This window comes from Pedobacter sp. L105 (genome assembly GCF_009765875.1).
GTDB lineage: Bacteria > Bacteroidota > Bacteroidia > Sphingobacteriales > Sphingobacteriaceae > Pedobacter.
Genome location: NZ_LMUP01000014.1, coordinates 420715 through 436731, shown reverse-complemented (window position 1 = coordinate 436731; position 16017 = coordinate 420715). Strand labels below are relative to the sequence as shown.

The window sequence follows — 16017 nt, the reverse complement described above, 5'->3', positions numbered from 1 at the left end:
TTCCGAAAGCGTAATTAAACAATTATAAGGCAGGTCTTCTGACTTCCTCTAACCACAACCTTCCCCTCTTTGCAGAAAGTGGCATCACAGCGGTTTTTTAAATGAGGTTTACAGCAGCGGAGACTGTTCCGGATTTACACCGGCATTCCCTATTAAAGTGTTTCCTTAGAAACACTACCTAATGCTGCAAACCTAAAAGAAAAATTTCAACTCTGATTATATTTCGCAATTAAGTTCATCGATGAACCATATTTTCATAATTCATCGAACTCAATGAGTTTAATATACAAGATAATAAGCTACAATTGATCAGGTTACAAAAAAACAGCTTTTAAAACGAACGCTATCCGCTCCTGCAGCGAAACCTTGGGCACTTCAATCAGCTCGAAGCCAAAACCGGAATAGGTATCCCTGATAGCCGTATATATTAATGAGGCTTCTTCAAAACTTTGCCAGCGTTCATTATCATTGATATAAATCCCTTCCCAGGGAGGAAGTATAAATACCTTTTGCGCATAAGGATGCTGTGCTAAACTATCCAGGTAATTTACAGGTACAGGAAGCTTTGCGATATGCAGGTAGGCAATTACATCGGGTATGCCCCTGTCAAAAAAAGTAAGGGAATTAGCAGAAGCCTGCTGCCAGGCTTTGGCCATTTCCAGAATTACCTTATCAGAAAAACAGGCAATATCTTTCCATGGCAGGCAATCAGATCCCCTGGCTACCTCTGCCTGGATCATTTTCCGGGATATTTCTGCAGAACAGGCATAACCTTGCTCCTCTAATCCGGCAACTAAGGTAGATTTACCTGAACCCGGCCCACCGGTGATAATATATTTTTGAAATTCCATTAGCGGTGAAAAAAGTAGATCACGAGTGATAAAACCGTGATTAAACAGACGCCCTGGTTGATGCTGCTGACCACCTTAAATTCTTCATGTTTAATTTCACGGTCGTTGGTTCCGATATAAGGTTTATCTACCATCACGCCGTGATACACATTTGGGCCGCCAAAACGCACGTCCAGAATACCGGCCAGTGCCGCTTCAGGATAGCCGGAATTAGGACTCTTGTGGTGGTGACCGTAACGCAGAACAAACTTACATCCGCGCCAGCTAAATGAAACCAATACCATCAGCACTGCGGTGATCCGCGCAGGAATATAGTTTACCACATCATCCAGAAGGGCGGCAAACTTCCCAAAGTATTCATAACGGTCATTTCGGTAGCCAATCATGGAATCCAGTGTATTGATCATTTTATAAGTCAGCATTCCAGGTACCCCGGCCACAAAATAAAAAAATAAGGGTGCAATTACACCATCACTCAGATTCTCCGACATGGTTTCAAATACCGCTATCCGAATCTGCTGCGCACTCAATGCAGAAGTATCTCGTCCTACAATCCATGACAGCTGTTTTCTTCCCGCTTCAAGGCCCAGCAAATTTAAAGCATCAAAAACCTTTTTCCCTTCGGTGATGAGCCCTTTATTGGCCAGTGCGTAATACATAAAGATAGTGGCAAAGATAAAATACAGGGGTACACAGTAGGTGAGTAAAAAATGGATGGCAGCATAGAAAACAAGGTAAGTACCAGAACAAAGCACCAGGGTAACAGCCATTCCTTTCAGGAATTTCCATTTGCCCTGGTTTAAGTATTTTTCCGCTAAACCGATCAGCGTACCAAAAAAACGGACAGGATGGGGTAATTGCTGAAGATCACCAAAAATAAGGTCGAGCAGGTAACCTGCCAGTAAAGGAATAACAATTATACTATACGTTTCCATTCTGATAAAGCATTGATCAGTAAATTGTTCTTGACAGCACTTAACGTGGCGATACGCACAAACTGAGGGCTAAGCCCCCTGAAATTACTGGCATCCCTAATCAGCAGACTGAACTTTTCCAACAGGAACAATTTCAATTCAGCAGCAGTACCAGCCGTTAATTCTGCGAGGAAAAAATGGGTATGTCCGGGATGAATGAGTATCGGCATACCGGCCAGCGCAGCCATAAAACCTTCCTTATCCTGAAGCATTTGCCGGATAGGAAGCTGAATATTCTTGGAATGTTCAAAAATAAAGTGACCGGCTTCAAGGGCCAGTACATTGACCGACCAGGGTAGTTTCAACGCCTTGAAACGCTGGATCAAAGCAGGGTGTGCAATGATGTAACCCAGCCGTAAACCCGGAACAGCATAAGCCTTGGTCATAGAGCGCATTACTACCACATTATCGTATTTTTGGGTAAGTCCTATAATAGAAGTGATAGACAAAGTGAACTCTATAAATGCTTCATCTACAATAAATAATAATTCTTTATATTTTTTTACATACAGTTCCAGATCTGTTATCACAGCTCCTGTGGGATTGTTAGGATTACAGATAAACAGTAGGCCGTCTTTTGGTAAATTTCCTTCCTTAAATTCGTCCCAGTGAAGAAAACTGAGTTCATGATCATGCATCCTGCAGGCATCTTCATATTCTGCAAAAGCAGGAATAACTATTGCAGAACGGCTGGTTTTAAAAGCCTGGGCAATCAGGTAAATGCTTTCGGTGCTACCATTGGTCACCAGCACATTATCTTCGTCAAAATCATAATTTGCAGCTATTTTTTTAGTAAGACTTTCAGCCAGTACTTCAGGATAGCGGTGTACTTTATCCCATTGGCTAAATACATAATCTTTCAATCCGGCGGGTGAACCTCCCTCCCATACATTGGTACTAAAATCAGCCTTTAATGGCTGGTTAAAAAGATATCCGTCGTCTCCGTGTCCCTGAAACATAGTACTAATTTGCTAACTGCTGATAAACCTGTTCAATATCCAGGTTTTCTCTTAATAATGCGGCCAATTTATCATATTGTTCTTCCCTGAACTGCTCATAATCTACCGTATCTACTTGTTGTGTGGTATAAGGGGCTACCAGATCATTAATCACCACCTGGTTGTCCAGAATGCCATGGAGATAAGAGCCCCAGCATTTTTGTGACAAGAAATATCCATCGGTATGGCCATTGGCTAAACGGGCGGCGGGTTGAAAAGTTTCCGGGGTTTGGGTTTCTCCCATATGAATTTCGTATCCCTTACAACTTTCGGGGAAGTCCCTGTAAGTAAAAGTACACTGACTGGTTTTCTTATCGGCCAGCAAAACGGTGTTGACAGGCAAAATGCCCAGTCCCCGTATTTCTCCCTGGGTAGATTCTACCTGAAGCGGGTCCCTGATCCACTCTCCCAGCATCTGGTAGCCCCCGCAAATGCCGATCACGGTTTTACCAAGCTGGTAAGCAGATGCAATTACTGCTGCCAGTCCGTTATTTTTAAGGGCTTGCAGGTCTTCTATTGTATTTTTACTGCCTGGCAGGATCACAATGTCTGCAGATGAAATCCCTTCGGCGGTATGGGTATAATATAAATTGATGCGGGTATCTTTATCCAGCCGGTCAAAATCTGTAAAATTTGACATCCTTCCCAGCATCACCACTGCAATGTTTACTTTACCAGCTACGGGTTGGTTACGTTTGTAACGCAGCGATACCGCGTCTTCCTCTTCAATAAAAATATCACGGAAATAAGGAAGGATACCAATTACAGGCACTTTGCATAAATCTTCGATCATCTTTTTCCCTTCCAGGAATAAATCCGGATCACCACGGAACTTATTGATGATAATACCTTTTATGCAAGCTTTCTCTTCAGGTTCCAGCAGGGCCATGGTACCGTAAAGGCTGGCAAAAATACCACCACGGTCGATATCCGTTACAAGATAAGTTGCCGCTCCTGCGGCTATCGCCATCCTCATATTGGTGATATCACGCTGCTTAAGGTTGAGTTCAGAAATACTTCCGGCACCTTCCATCACAATGGGAGAATACCTGGAGGATAATCTTCCATAAGCAAGTTTTACTTCCTCAAAAAGCACGGTACGGTCGCCCGACATAAAATATTGCTTCGCCGTGTGGTTGCCTACCGATTTACCATGCAGGATTACTTGCGAAGACTGGTCGCTGGTAGGTTTTAGCAATACGGGATTCATATCGGTATGACAGGGAATACCGGCAGCTTCTGCCTGTACCGCTTGCGCACGGCCAATTTCCAAGCCCTCAGGCGTAGCATAACTGTTCAGCGACATATTTTGCGCTTTAAAAGGTGCAGGCTGATACCCATCCTGCTTAAATATCCGGCAAAATCCGGCTGTGATTACACTTTTACCCACATCAGATGAGGTACCTACGAACATAACGGGCCTGAGTTTCCTTTGCACTTCCATTTGGTGCAATCTTACACTTTTATCTTACAGCTTACAAGTAAGCCCGATGATTTCTTTAAAAACAAATTACGATTTTATTACTCTACATAATTACTAGATTTTATTGAAATATCGTATCTTTGCGTGTCTAACACCGATAGCGGTGAATGATGAAATTAGATCAGAATATATATGTATAAGAAAAGCTGGATTTTAAGTGTATTGACTTTATTTACCCTTTATGCCGCAGCGGCAACGCCTCCGCTTCAGCAGGGTAACTGGCGCGCCGCCCTGTTAAGGGAAGACGGTCAGAAAATCATATTTAATATCGACATACAACAGCAAAAGGGAAAAACAGTATGGTATGTTGTAAATGGCGAAGAAAAGATGCTCGTAAACGATTTAACTGTGGTGAAAGACTCCCTATTTATCAATATGCCGGTTTTTGAATCTTCCTTCAGGGTTAAGATCATTTCAAAAGATAGCCTGGCAGGTGTGTGGATCAAAAGAGGACCAACCAAAGACAATGTAATGCCTTTTAGCGCTACCACCAAAGAACAGTACCGGTTTAGTCCTGTGAACGGCGATGCCTCACAACAGGCGGCCGGAAAATGGAAAATAGATTTTATCAGGGGAAGTAACCATGAGCCAGCTTTAGGGAATTTCTCTCAGAACGGCAACGTAGTTACAGGCTCTATCCTTACTCCTTCCGGTGATTACCGGTTTCTTTCCGGTACAGTAACCGGCGATCTTTTACAGCTCTCTACCTTTGACGGGGTACATGCGATGTTGTTTACAGCGAAGATCAATAAAGATTCGCTAACTGACGCATCACTCTACAGCAGTAGAGCTCCGGTACAACAATGGGTAGGTGTTAAAGATGCCAACGCCCCGGTACCTGAAGGAGAAATTACAAAAGTAAAAGACGGTGAAAGCGGAAAACTGGATTTTAGTTTTAATGACCTGGACGGCAAACAGGTTTCCATCAATGATGCCCGCTATAAAAATAAAGTAGTGATTATCCAGCTGATGGGGTCATGGTGTCCTAACTGTATGGATGAAATGGCTTTTCTAAGCGAATATTATAAACATAACAAACAACGCGGTGTAGAGATCATTGCGTTGGCTTATGAATATACAACCGACGTTCAGCGTTCTACTCTTAGCCTGCGCAAATTCCAGAAGAAATTTGACGTTACTTACCCTATGCTGATTACGCCAACTACTGTTGGTGATCCCTTGCGTACTGAAAAAAGCTTACCACAGCTAACCAGCATCAAAGTTTTCCCTACCAGTTTGATCCTGGATAAAAGTGGAAAGGTCGTTGCCGTCCATACCGATTTTTATGGCCCCGGTACTGGTGAGTATTATACTCAATATGTACAAAACTTTGAAAAGACAATCAATGAGCTACTGAAAAAATAAAATTGTAATCACATAACAAAGCCGTTTGAATGTACAATCAAACGGCTTTGTTATGTAATTACTATTTTGGTGAGTTAGATTTACAGGATCTTTCGGAATTGAATGATCACCATATACAGAACTCTTTTGTACAATATAGAACCGACTGGCATCAGATAGACAACAGGCCCTATCACGCGGAAAAACACCCATAAAAAAAGCTGCCCTTTATGGGGCAGCTTTTTTTATGATCTCACCTGAATAAACAAGTTAATGATTTAATTATACTACAGCAGGCTGAGCTACTTTTAATTGTTTTCTGGTTGAAGCAGTTAACTCGCGTTTTGCCAATGCGTGGCATTCATAGATCGCGTCGCTGAACATCATCTGCTCTGGCGGGGTTTTCTGTGTTGAAGCAGAAGGGCCTCTTAAAGCGCCTACTAATCCTAATTCGCGGGCAACGTATACATACCTGATGGCATCAATTACTACACCTGCTGAATTTGGTGAATCCTGAACAGATAACTGTGCATCAAAGATTACCGGAGCACCCATAAAACCTTCTAATTCCAGACGGAAGTTAGCTACTTTATTGTCTCCGTAAAAAGCGATATACTCTGAAGGACCTGCATGAAGGAAACTGTCTTCAGTAGAGATACCCCTAATGTCATTCTGTGCGCGGATAACATTTTCTTTAGAGATCTTTTTAGATTTCAAACGGTTTTTATCTTCCATGTTCAGGAAGTCTGTATTTCCGCCTACATTTCTCTGAATGTGTGCTTTTACATGGTGGCCTCTTTCGAAAGCCAATTCCTGCAACATTTGAGAAACAATACTTGCACCAAACTGGCTGCGCATGTCGTCACCAATGATCGGGATACCGGCATCGATGAACCTTTGCTCCCATTCAGGATCTGAAGCAATGAACACAGGAATACAGTTTACAAGCGAGATACCTAATTCCAGGCAGATCTCTGCATAAAATTCTGTAGCCAGCTGTGAACCTACCGGAAGGTAGTTGATCAATACTTCTGCATCATGTTTGATAAGTGCTGCAACGATCTCTTTACGTAAATCAGCTACCTGATTTTTGTCGTAAGCAGCAGCATCAATTAAAATATCGGTATGTTTTAATTCGTCTTTGATCACAAACCGTTGTGCTTCAGGATAAGCAATCATTTGTGGAGACACACCATCAATAACAGGCGACCTGTAAATTGGTGCTTCTGACTTCACATCAGGGTTCAATATGATCGTGCAATTAGGTTTAGCTAAAATTGCATCTTTTAATGGTAATCCTATTTTTCTTTCATCAACATCAAATCCACAAACGAATTCAATATTTTCTGCTTTGTAACCACCAATATCATCAGCCATTAAACCTGATGTTCTATCAGTAAAATTAGTATAATATTCTACACCCTGAACGAGTGAACTAGCGCAGTTACCTACGCCTACGATTGCAACTCTGATTTTTTTTCCTTGGTTTTGCATTATTAAACTTGGGTTATTCTTAGTTTATCAAATGGAGAGCTTAAAAGGCAGGGTCATCCATTTAATATCCGCAAAAATAGAAATCTGATTTTTATTTCCAGCATAGTTCTCAACAATATCTACAGAATTAACCTTTCGGGATTAAATTTTACATTCTGACAACTTTAAATTCATACGCCACTTTTATATTTTACTCCATAAGATCGATTTGACTCTGCTAAAACATTGTTAGAAAGTAAACGTTAATAAACTAACGCCAGTTTTTTTTATAAAATGTTGAATTTACTAATAACAAACAAATGAAGATATTGATCGTACTCACTTCGCATAGTGAATTAGGTAATACAGGGAAAAAAACGGGATTCTGGATTGAAGAATTTGCTGCTCCCTACTATACCTTAAAAGACGCAGGGGCGGAAATCTCACTGGCTTCACCTAAAGGGGGGCAGCCTCCTATAGATCCGAAAAGTGCAGAACCAGACAGCCAGACAGCTGCTACACGCCGTTTTGACGGTGATGCAACACTAAAAAACCTGCTGGCACATACAGAAATACTTGCAGATGTAACAGCAGAAGATTATGATGCTGTATTTTATCCGGGTGGTCATGGACCATTGTGGGACCTCACTATTGATGATGATTCTATTGCGCTGATCAGCAACTTCCTGGCAGCCAAAAAACCAGTAGCGGCAGTTTGCCATGCACCAGCAGTTTTACTGAATGTTAACGATAAAAACGGTGATCCGATGGTTAAAGGCAAAAAAGTAACGGGTTTTACCAATAGCGAAGAAGCCGCTGTAGGCCTCACTGAGGTAGTTCCTTTTTTATTGGAAGATGAATTGAAAAATGAAGGTGCCGTGTATTCTAAAAAGGAGGACTGGGCATCTTACGTGGTACAGGATGGCTTACTAATCACCGGTCAGAATCCGGGTTCTTCGGAAGCTGTAGCAGAACATTTGCTGCTGCTCCTGAAACATGATAACAGCACCTTAAATTTTATAGAGAACATCATTTTATAAATATGTCTTGTAAGCCCGGATTAACAGGGCTTACAAGACATCTCGCATATTAATTCGTATTGGCCTGGTAACTGCTCAAATACTGACGCGGCGACTGTGATGTAAGGTTTTTGAATACCCTGTTAAAATTATTGATGCTGTTAAAACCGCAATCATATGCAATCGTGGAAATACTATCAAACTTACGCGAAGCCAGCTTACGGCAGGCCTCATTTACACGTGTCTGGTTTAAAAACTCCAAAAAAGTTTGTCCCGTTTTCTTCTTAAAATATCGGCAAAAAGCATGAACAGACATATTTGCCATATCTGCAATATCATCAAGGGAGATCACCTGGCTGTAATGCAGAATTACATAATTATATACATTTTTAAGACGGCTCTCTTCAAACTCTGCCGGGTTTAGGCGGCTGCCGCTCGACCTGATAAGGGGTTCAAGTGACTCATTCATGTTATACAAACGTTTTAACAGCAAAGAAAAATGGATCAGCTGCTCAATACCTGTAGCATATTGTATATTTAAGATTTCCCTGGAGATCAGATCCCGGTATTCGGTTGGCAATTTAAAACCTACCTGGCTCTGCTGAATAAAAGGCTGCAAGGCCATCATTTCCGGAAGCTGCAGTAAATTGGCCAGTTTTCCTTTTGGATTAAAGAAGATGTTTAATGTCTGTATACTCTTGCTGCTCCCCGGTACAAAATATTCGGGATCACTTTTAAAAAGGTGCTCCTGGTTGGCGCCAAGCAGGTAAATATCTCCTGAGGCAAAACGGTGCAGCTGATTATCCACAACCAGTGTTCCTTCTCCCCTGATGATCCAGGTGATCTGCATTTCCTGATGCTGGTGTAAATAGGGATAGAAAAAAGGCTGGTTATCCTCCTGAATAGTTAAGGTATGCTCTTGTGAACAGGGAACCTGAAATTGCAAAGTTTTCATAAATTACATTTTTACTGATGAACTTACAGACATTACATAAATAAAGCAGGTAGATCTTTATATACTATGATTTTACCAAAGATAATTACATTAGATTATTTGTTTACTCATATTCTCACTGGAATCAGCATGATTTTAACTCCAAAATCTAATTATTCGCACATTTCAACCACAAATAAGAGGAGTAATTGGTTTAAAAATAATTGAATACAGAAAATCTTAGAATAAAAACTACCTGATTTTATATTTAATTACCTTAAAATAGCTGATAATTTAAAATAAAAAAAATCTTAACCCTTATCTTGGGTTAAGATTTAATCACCAATCAGCAGAGTAATAAATTAGCGTGAGCTATAAAACCTCCAGCTTGTTTTAAAGTTTTTATCGATATTCTGATTGGTTAATATTGCACGTACCATTTCTACCGGCATGTTATTTTCCAGCATCACTTTATCATGGTATTCTTTGAGTGTCATTTTACCACTATCTACCAGTTCCTTTTTCAGGGCATAAAATTCCAGACCGCCAATGAGATAAGCTACCTGGTAAAGCGGGCTATATCCGCCTACAAACGAACGTCTCACTTCACCTTCGGCATTTGCTTTCTCGTGTCCTACCCTGTCTACCAGGAAGTCGATACACTGCTGAGGTGTCCATTTACCCAGGTGATAATTCAGGGAGAAGATAATCCTTGCACAGCGGTGCATTCTCCAGAAAAGCATCCCCACCCTTTCTTCGGGCGTAACGGCAAATCCTTTATCATACAACAACATTTCCCAGTATAAAGCCCAGCCTTCAGTCCAGAAAGGGGTATTAAAATCACGATAGTTTTTACTCCTGGAGTTCATGAAATATTGCAGGTTATGTCCCGGCAGCAATTCGTGCTGTACAGTAGGCGTTGAAAAATAAGGGTTATTTCCGCGCATGCTCATCATCTTATCATCATTGCTCATTGTATTGGTTGGATAAGAAATACTAATTTCCTTTCCTCCGGTAAAAAAGGGGTTTACCAGCTGACGCTCGGGAGTCATCATGATCATGCCCCAGGTTTCCTGTGCCAGTGCAGGGATAGTGATCATATCCCGGGAGGTGACAAAGTCTATGGATTTATTATACAGCTTCATGATCAGCTCAGGCTGCTGTCCGGCAGGTACGTAACTGTTCTTTACTTTCTCCAATGCCTTTTTCCAGTCGTTGCCATACCCCATCTCATTTGACGCCTTGAGCATTTCCTTGTCACACCAGGCAAACTCTTTATTGGCAATATCGATCAGTTCTTCTGGTGTATAGTTGATCATTTCTACTTTAAGCTGGCGTATCAGTTCATCATGTCCGATAGGGATACCCACAATTCCACTTTTGTCGTCCTTTTGGGAAGTCTCCACCTTTCCCTTCGTTTTTACAAGCGTTGCATAATTAGTCAGTTTTTCTACCAGTGCAGTATTTGGTTCAGGCACCCACCAGGTGAACAGCGGGTCATAACCATTATAAAAATCATAAACGCTTTTCAGCCTCAGTTTCAGGCCTTCTATACTTACCCGTAAGCGCTCTGCCAGTTTCATATCCAGGGAAGGAACTTTGCTCATGGCATCGGTTGCGGCCTGCACTTCGGTTACCATTGCAGTGAATAGTGCTGCCGTTTTTTGTCCGTCTACAGACACACCCCTTCTGCGTCCTTTTTCCAGCGCATAAATTTTATCAGCGAAAGGGATATACTGACTGATCTGCTGGTATTCTTTTTCATCTGCAGCGAGTAATCTCAATGCCGACTCAATATCACGTTGTGTAAGGATATAATCGGCTTTGCCATTGATACTCATGGAAGCAAAATCCTTACTTTTTAACTGTGTAAGATATAATTCATTGACCTCTGTAAGCCTACGGGACTGTTCTGGTGAATACTGAATAGTATTATAACCTCCGCGCGACCTGTAATCCGGCCTTTCAGGAGAATAAAAATCCTTTATGGCCCTGATGTCTTCTCTATAATTGATCATCAGTCCGGCAGTTTCGCTGGTTTGCGTGAACAGTTCTTTTTCTGTTGCCGACTGTGCTTTGAGTCCGCTTCCGGGAATAACCAGCAGACAACATACAATTATATAATTGCAGGGCTTTTTGATGCGCATGAACATAGTTTGGTTGGTTTTGTTGATCACCTAAATTAAATCTTTAAACCAGTAACCATTACTCTCAAATTGATATTATTTGTGTGAATATTAACCTCAAATTCTTTATAAGGAAAACCAATGCGCAGTTATTTTGTTAATATAACAAGATAGTTACACAAGATACATCATACAGGGGGCGTAAATTTCGTAATAAGTACAATTTATAAAAGTTGCTAAACGATTCCTGGATAAACAATTGAATAACAAGCTACCAAGGCTTATAAAAATAGTGAAATGAAAAACTACAAGGGTCAACAAACTATACTTCCCTATTTAATGCTGGTAAATGCAGCGGGATTTATTGAATTTATCCGGATGGTTTTTAATGCGGAGATACTTTTGCTTAACCTGGCAGAGGATAACAGGACGGTTTTAAATGCCGAATTAAAAATTGGTCATACTATGATATTACTTTCTGAAGCGTTAGACCAATATGGCAGAGCCGTAGGCAATTTCTTTATCTATGTAGGCAATGCCGATGAAACATTTAACAGGGCCGTTTATCATGGAGCTTCTGTTGTAAGCCAGGTTACAGAAATGGATTACGGAAGATGCGGAGGAATTGAAGATCCTTTTGGAAATACCTGGTGGTTAACTACAGCGTAAAATAAAGCCTGCTCTGAAGAGAACAGGCTTTATACATATCTTTATTGTGGACTGATAGAACGATCTAGATGCACATAACCGCCATCTATATAAACTAGCTGACCGGTAGTGTGACTGGATTTTGGAGACAATAGAAACACAACAGCATTTGCGATCTCCGCAGCGGTGGTCATCCGGTTTTCAAAAGGGATCTTTGCAATGATATCCTGTAGTTTCTTTTCCGGTTCTGGCAAAGAGCTGATCCAGGTATGGTATAGCGGGGTATAACATTCAGCAACGATAACTGAATTTACGCGGATACTATAAGGCAGCAATTCTACAGCCCATTCTCTTGTCAGCGCATTCCTTGCACCATTTGATGCCGCATAGGCCGAGGTGCCCCCCTGTCCCGTTTCTGCTACTTTAGAGCCGATATTAACAATTGCCCCTTTACTTTCTTTCAAAAATGGCAGGGCATGCTGGGCCATGAGGTAATAATGTACTACGTTTTTATGCAGACTAGCCATAAAAGCATCGTAACTCCCATTTTCCAGGCCTACTCCATCATTTACTCCCGCGTTGTTAATCAGTCCGTCAATGCGTCCAAATTGAGTGCTTACCGTACTTACGGCGTCAGCAACCTGCTGAGGCTCGGTGAGTTCTGCCACTACCTGGAATGCCTGCTGTCCTAGACCTTTGATTTCTTCTACCAGTGCCTGGTTATCAGCTTTGCTCCTGCCAATAATTACAGGAACAGCCCCTTCTTCTGCAAGCAACCTCACAATTCCTTCTCCTATTCCTTTTGCTCCGCCTGTAACAATAACGACTTTATCTTTTAATTGCAAATCCATTATAATTTATCAGTTTTTAACATAAGCTTTAAGCTCCTGTCTTGCTGTTCCCAATCCATCAATACCCAATTCAACTACGTCGCCTTCTTTCAGATAAACAGGCGGTTTAAAACCTAATCCTACTCCGGCAGGCGTACCTGTAGAGATCACATCTCCCGGCAGCAGTGTCATAAACTGGCTCACATAGGCTACAACAAAAGGAACGTTAAAAATAAAATTGGATGTATTTCCATCCTGCATGGTTTTGCCGTTTACGGTTAACCACAAACGGAGGTTATCAATATCACCCAGTTCATCCGGCGTAGCCAGAAACGGGCCTATTGGTGCAAAAGTATCACAGCCTTTACCTTTATCCCAGGTACCGCCACGTTCTATCTGGAACTCGCGCTCAGAAACATCATTATGCAGGGCGTATCCGGCTACATAGTCCAGCGCGTCGGCCTCTTCTACATAAGATGCTTTTTTACCAATAATAACAGCCAGCTCTACTTCCCAATCGGTCTTTACAGAATTCTTTGGAATAATGATCGTATCGTTCGGGCCTGCCAGTGAAGTAGTCGATTTCATAAAGATAATCGGCTCTGGCGGCAATGCTGCATTGGTTTCTTTAGCATGATCGGCATAATTTAAACCGATACATACAATTTTAGAAGGGCGGGCTACGGGAGATCCCAAACGTACTCCTGTTGGAATTTCAATTAATTTTCCCTTATTCGCTTTTACGAACTCCTCTAATCTTATCAGCCCGTTATTTTCAAAAAAATCTTCATTGTAATCGCCTCCAAATGCAGAGGTATCGTATTTTAGATCATTGATAATGACGCCTGTTTTTTCTTTACCGGCTTCGCCCCATCTAATTAGTTTCATAGCTATCTTTAATTATTTAATTTTATAAATCCTCCGTCAATTGGATAGTCATTTCCTGTAATAAATCCTGCTTCTTCAGCACATAGGTACAAAGCAAGTGCAGCCACTTCTTCTGGTTTACCCATCCTGCCAACAGGCTGGCTTTTAGAGAGCTTTTCAAAGATCTCTTTTTCCTGCCCGGCGTAATTTTTGGCAATAAACCCATCCACAAAAGGCGTGTGTACCCTGGCCGGGGAAATGCTGTTGCAGCGGATGCCGTCAGCCATATAATCCCTTGCTACGGATAGCGTCATTGCATAAATTGCACCCTTACTCATAGAATAAGCAAACCTGTCGGTGATACCTACCAGCGCTGCGATAGAAGCCATATTCAAAATCACCGGACTGGTACTTTTCTTTAAAAAGGGGATTGCTGCAAATAACGCATTGTAGGCGCCTTTAACATTTACTTCAAATACCCTTGTAAAATCCTCTTCACTAGTGGTATCTGCTTTCCCAATATGTGCTATTCCGGCATTATTGACCAGTATATCTATCTGTCCGATCTCCTTAAAAACTGTAAGAACTTCCTGCTGCTTACTCACATCACATCCATAGGCAAACGCTGTACCCTGATGTTGCTTAATTTCGGCAACTGTTTCTGCCGCCGCCGCTGCATTAAGCTCTATAATATGCACTTTTGCACCCTGTTTGGCAAATAACACGGCTATTGCTTTACCTATGCCGCTACCGCCTCCGGTAACTATTGCTGTTTTTCCTTCTAAACTAAACATAAATTAAATTATAATGAAACGCCTCTTTTCCATGGAATAAAATCATCCTGCCCCAGTCCTACAGCTTTGGGTTTGATATTTCCGCTGGCCACTTCGATGACATAATTAAGGAGTCTTTCCCCTGCCTGTTCAATGCTTTCCTTACCTTCAATGATGGTGCCGCAATTGATATCAATGATATCCGGCATTTTATTGAAGAGTGCAGTATTGGTAGATATTTTGATAACCGGTGCTACCGGGTTTCCCGTCGGGGTGCCCAAGCCAGTTGTAAAAAGGACGATATTTGCCCCTGAGGCTACTTCTGCCGTGGTGCTTTCTACATCACTTCCCGGGGTACATAGTAAATTAAGTCCCGGTTTGGTTACTTTCTCCGGGTAATCCAGCACAGCCGTAACCGGGGAATTGCCACCTTTTTTTGCTGCACCTGCAGATTTTATGGCATCAGTAATCAAACCGTCTTTGATATTACCGGGTGAAGGGTTGGCATAAAAGCCGGAACCTGTAGCTTCTGCCAGGGCATTATAGGTTCTCATCAGCCCCATAAACTGCTGTGCAGTGTCCACGTCAGCACAGCGGTCGCTCAATTCCTGCTCTACACCGCATAATTCGGGAAACTCTGCCAGGATCACACTTCCGCCAAGGGTAACCAGGATATCTGACAAATGGCCCAGTGCAGGGTTTGCAGAAATACCTGAAAAGCCATCAGAACCACCACATTCCAGTCCCACGCATAATTTAGATAACGGAGCGGGACTTCTCTCCTGCTGATTGGCCACCATGAGGCCGGTAAAAGTCTGTTTAAGGGCTTCTTCCAATAACTTACTTTCTGTACCTATTTTTTGCTGTTCGAGTATAAACAGTGGTTTTTTAAAATTGGGGTCACGTTTTTTAATTTCCTGTTCCAGGATACCTGCCTGTGCATGCTGGCAACCCAGGCTGAGTACCGTTGCACCCGCCACATTGGGATGGGTAATATATCCGGCCAGTAAACCGCAAAGCGTATCCGAATCCATTCTTGTTCCTCCGCATCCCATATCGTGGTTTAAAAATTTGATACCATCGATATTTGGGAATAGCTGATGTGTAGGCTGTGTCAAGGCCGAACGCTGTAAATCTGCCTGCAGTATTTCCTCTACCGATTTGCCGGTCTGGTATAACGCGATCAAGCTGTCTACTTCGCTCTCATAACTCTTAGGCTTTTTGAAACCTAATTTACCTATCAGTGCTTCTTTTAGCACTTCTACATTGTGGTTTTCACAAAACACAAGCGGGATCACGATCCAGTAATTGGAAGTACCTACACTTCCATCTTCACGATGAAATCCCATAAATATTTTCTCTGCAAAGGCAGTTACATCGGGCTGATGCCATGTAGTTTTTCTTTCCCCCAGCTGATAATCTCCTGCGGCATGGACCACATTATCTACTGTAATTGCACTGCCAAGAGGGATATCGCGACTGGCTTTACCCACCAATACACCATACATATAAATTTCCTGACCCGGTGAAAGGTCTTGTAAAGTAAATTTATGCTTTGCTGATACAGGTGTGACCAGGTCAAATGCTTTTCCGTTGAAATTAACAGGAAAACCAGCGCTCAGGTCCGTCAGCGCAACCAGCACATTGTCTTTGGGATGGATTTGTATATAATACGTAGTTTCTGTTACCGCCATGGT

General features: G+C 41.9%; 15 protein-coding genes and 1 riboswitch. Of the genes, 4 read left to right on the top strand and 11 right to left on the bottom strand.

Annotation, left to right across the window (positions count from 1 at the left end; translation table 11 throughout):
• Window positions 1–10: 10 nt before the first annotated feature.
• A riboswitch (cobalamin riboswitch) is annotated at window positions 11–197 on the bottom strand.
• 117 nt (window positions 198–314) lie between these two features.
• The 4 genes from GSQ84_RS24960 to GSQ84_RS24945 are packed head-to-tail and all read right to left on the bottom strand — an operon-like array spanning window position 315 to window position 4267.
• Window positions 315–851, bottom strand: coding sequence for an AAA family ATPase (locus tag GSQ84_RS24960; protein WP_158800091.1), 537 nt, complete (start codon window positions 849–851; stop codon window positions 315–317).
• The gene (gene cbiB, locus GSQ84_RS24955; RefSeq protein WP_158800090.1) at window positions 851–1786 is read right to left on the bottom strand and encodes an adenosylcobinamide-phosphate synthase CbiB; all 936 of its coding nucleotides are present in this window, start codon (window positions 1784–1786) and stop codon (window positions 851–853) included. Before cbiB ends, GSQ84_RS24960 begins: the two co-directional genes overlap by 1 nt.
• Window positions 1768–2784 carry a histidinol-phosphate transaminase gene (locus tag GSQ84_RS24950; RefSeq protein ID WP_158800089.1) on the bottom strand — a complete coding sequence of 339 codons (1017 nt, stop codon included), beginning with the start codon at window positions 2782–2784 and terminating at the stop codon, window positions 1768–1770. Before GSQ84_RS24950 ends, cbiB begins: the two co-directional genes overlap by 19 nt.
• A gap of 4 nt (window positions 2785–2788) precedes the next feature.
• Entirely contained in the window at window positions 2789–4267 is a 1479-nt protein-coding gene (locus GSQ84_RS24945) for a cobyric acid synthase (protein WP_216849030.1), read from the bottom strand.
• 171 nt (window positions 4268–4438) lie between these two features.
• Between GSQ84_RS24945 and GSQ84_RS24940 the strand changes: the two genes are divergently transcribed.
• The gene (locus tag GSQ84_RS24940) at window positions 4439–5671 is read left to right on the top strand and encodes a TlpA disulfide reductase family protein (RefSeq protein WP_158800088.1); all 1233 of its coding nucleotides are present in this window, start codon (window positions 4439–4441) and stop codon (window positions 5669–5671) included.
• A 29-nt stretch (window positions 5672–5700) separates the two neighbouring features.
• Window positions 5701–5865 carry a hypothetical protein gene (locus tag GSQ84_RS24935; protein ID WP_158800087.1) on the top strand — a complete coding sequence of 55 codons (165 nt, stop codon included), beginning with the start codon at window positions 5701–5703 and terminating at the stop codon, window positions 5863–5865.
• A gap of 67 nt (window positions 5866–5932) precedes the next feature.
• On the opposite strand, the gene GSQ84_RS24930 is transcribed toward GSQ84_RS24935, so the two are convergent.
• Complete coding sequence (locus tag GSQ84_RS24930; RefSeq protein WP_158800086.1) at window positions 5933–7144, bottom strand: inositol-3-phosphate synthase; 1212 nt, start codon at window positions 7142–7144, stop codon at window positions 5933–5935.
• 299 nt (window positions 7145–7443) lie between these two features.
• Between GSQ84_RS24930 and GSQ84_RS24925 the strand changes: the two genes are divergently transcribed.
• Window positions 7444–8163, top strand: coding sequence for a type 1 glutamine amidotransferase domain-containing protein (locus tag GSQ84_RS24925; protein WP_158800085.1), 720 nt, complete (start codon window positions 7444–7446; stop codon window positions 8161–8163).
• A 49-nt stretch (window positions 8164–8212) separates the two neighbouring features.
• On the opposite strand, the gene GSQ84_RS24920 is transcribed toward GSQ84_RS24925, so the two are convergent.
• Both GSQ84_RS24920 and GSQ84_RS24915 read right to left on the bottom strand, forming a co-directional pair.
• On the bottom strand, window positions 8213–9097 hold the full coding sequence (locus GSQ84_RS24920; RefSeq protein ID WP_158800084.1) for an AraC family transcriptional regulator: 885 nt from the start codon (window positions 9095–9097) through the stop codon (window positions 8213–8215).
• Between the two features lie 341 nt (window positions 9098–9438).
• Entirely contained in the window at window positions 9439–11223 is a 1785-nt protein-coding gene (locus GSQ84_RS24915; RefSeq protein ID WP_158800083.1) for a DUF885 family protein, read from the bottom strand.
• Between the two features lie 276 nt (window positions 11224–11499).
• Between GSQ84_RS24915 and GSQ84_RS24910 the strand changes: the two genes are divergently transcribed.
• Complete coding sequence (locus tag GSQ84_RS24910) at window positions 11500–11871, top strand: VOC family protein (RefSeq protein WP_158800082.1); 372 nt, start codon at window positions 11500–11502, stop codon at window positions 11869–11871.
• 41 nt (window positions 11872–11912) lie between these two features.
• Here the strand turns inward: GSQ84_RS24910 and GSQ84_RS24905 are convergent, their stop codons facing one another.
• From GSQ84_RS24905 to GSQ84_RS24890, 4 genes are read right to left on the bottom strand one after another with little or no spacing between them, the layout of a single operon-like run.
• Window positions 11913–12701 carry an SDR family oxidoreductase gene (locus tag GSQ84_RS24905; protein ID WP_158800081.1) on the bottom strand — a complete coding sequence of 263 codons (789 nt, stop codon included), beginning with the start codon at window positions 12699–12701 and terminating at the stop codon, window positions 11913–11915.
• A 9-nt stretch (window positions 12702–12710) separates the two neighbouring features.
• The gene (locus tag GSQ84_RS24900) at window positions 12711–13568 is read right to left on the bottom strand and encodes a fumarylacetoacetate hydrolase family protein (RefSeq protein WP_158800080.1); all 858 of its coding nucleotides are present in this window, start codon (window positions 13566–13568) and stop codon (window positions 12711–12713) included.
• 8 nt (window positions 13569–13576) lie between these two features.
• Window positions 13577–14341 carry an SDR family NAD(P)-dependent oxidoreductase gene (locus GSQ84_RS24895; RefSeq protein WP_158800079.1) on the bottom strand — a complete coding sequence of 255 codons (765 nt, stop codon included), beginning with the start codon at window positions 14339–14341 and terminating at the stop codon, window positions 13577–13579.
• An 8-nt stretch (window positions 14342–14349) separates the two neighbouring features.
• Complete coding sequence (locus GSQ84_RS24890; RefSeq protein ID WP_158800078.1) at window positions 14350–16014, bottom strand: UxaA family hydrolase; 1665 nt, start codon at window positions 16012–16014, stop codon at window positions 14350–14352.
• Between the last annotated feature and the right edge of the window lie 3 nt (window positions 16015–16017).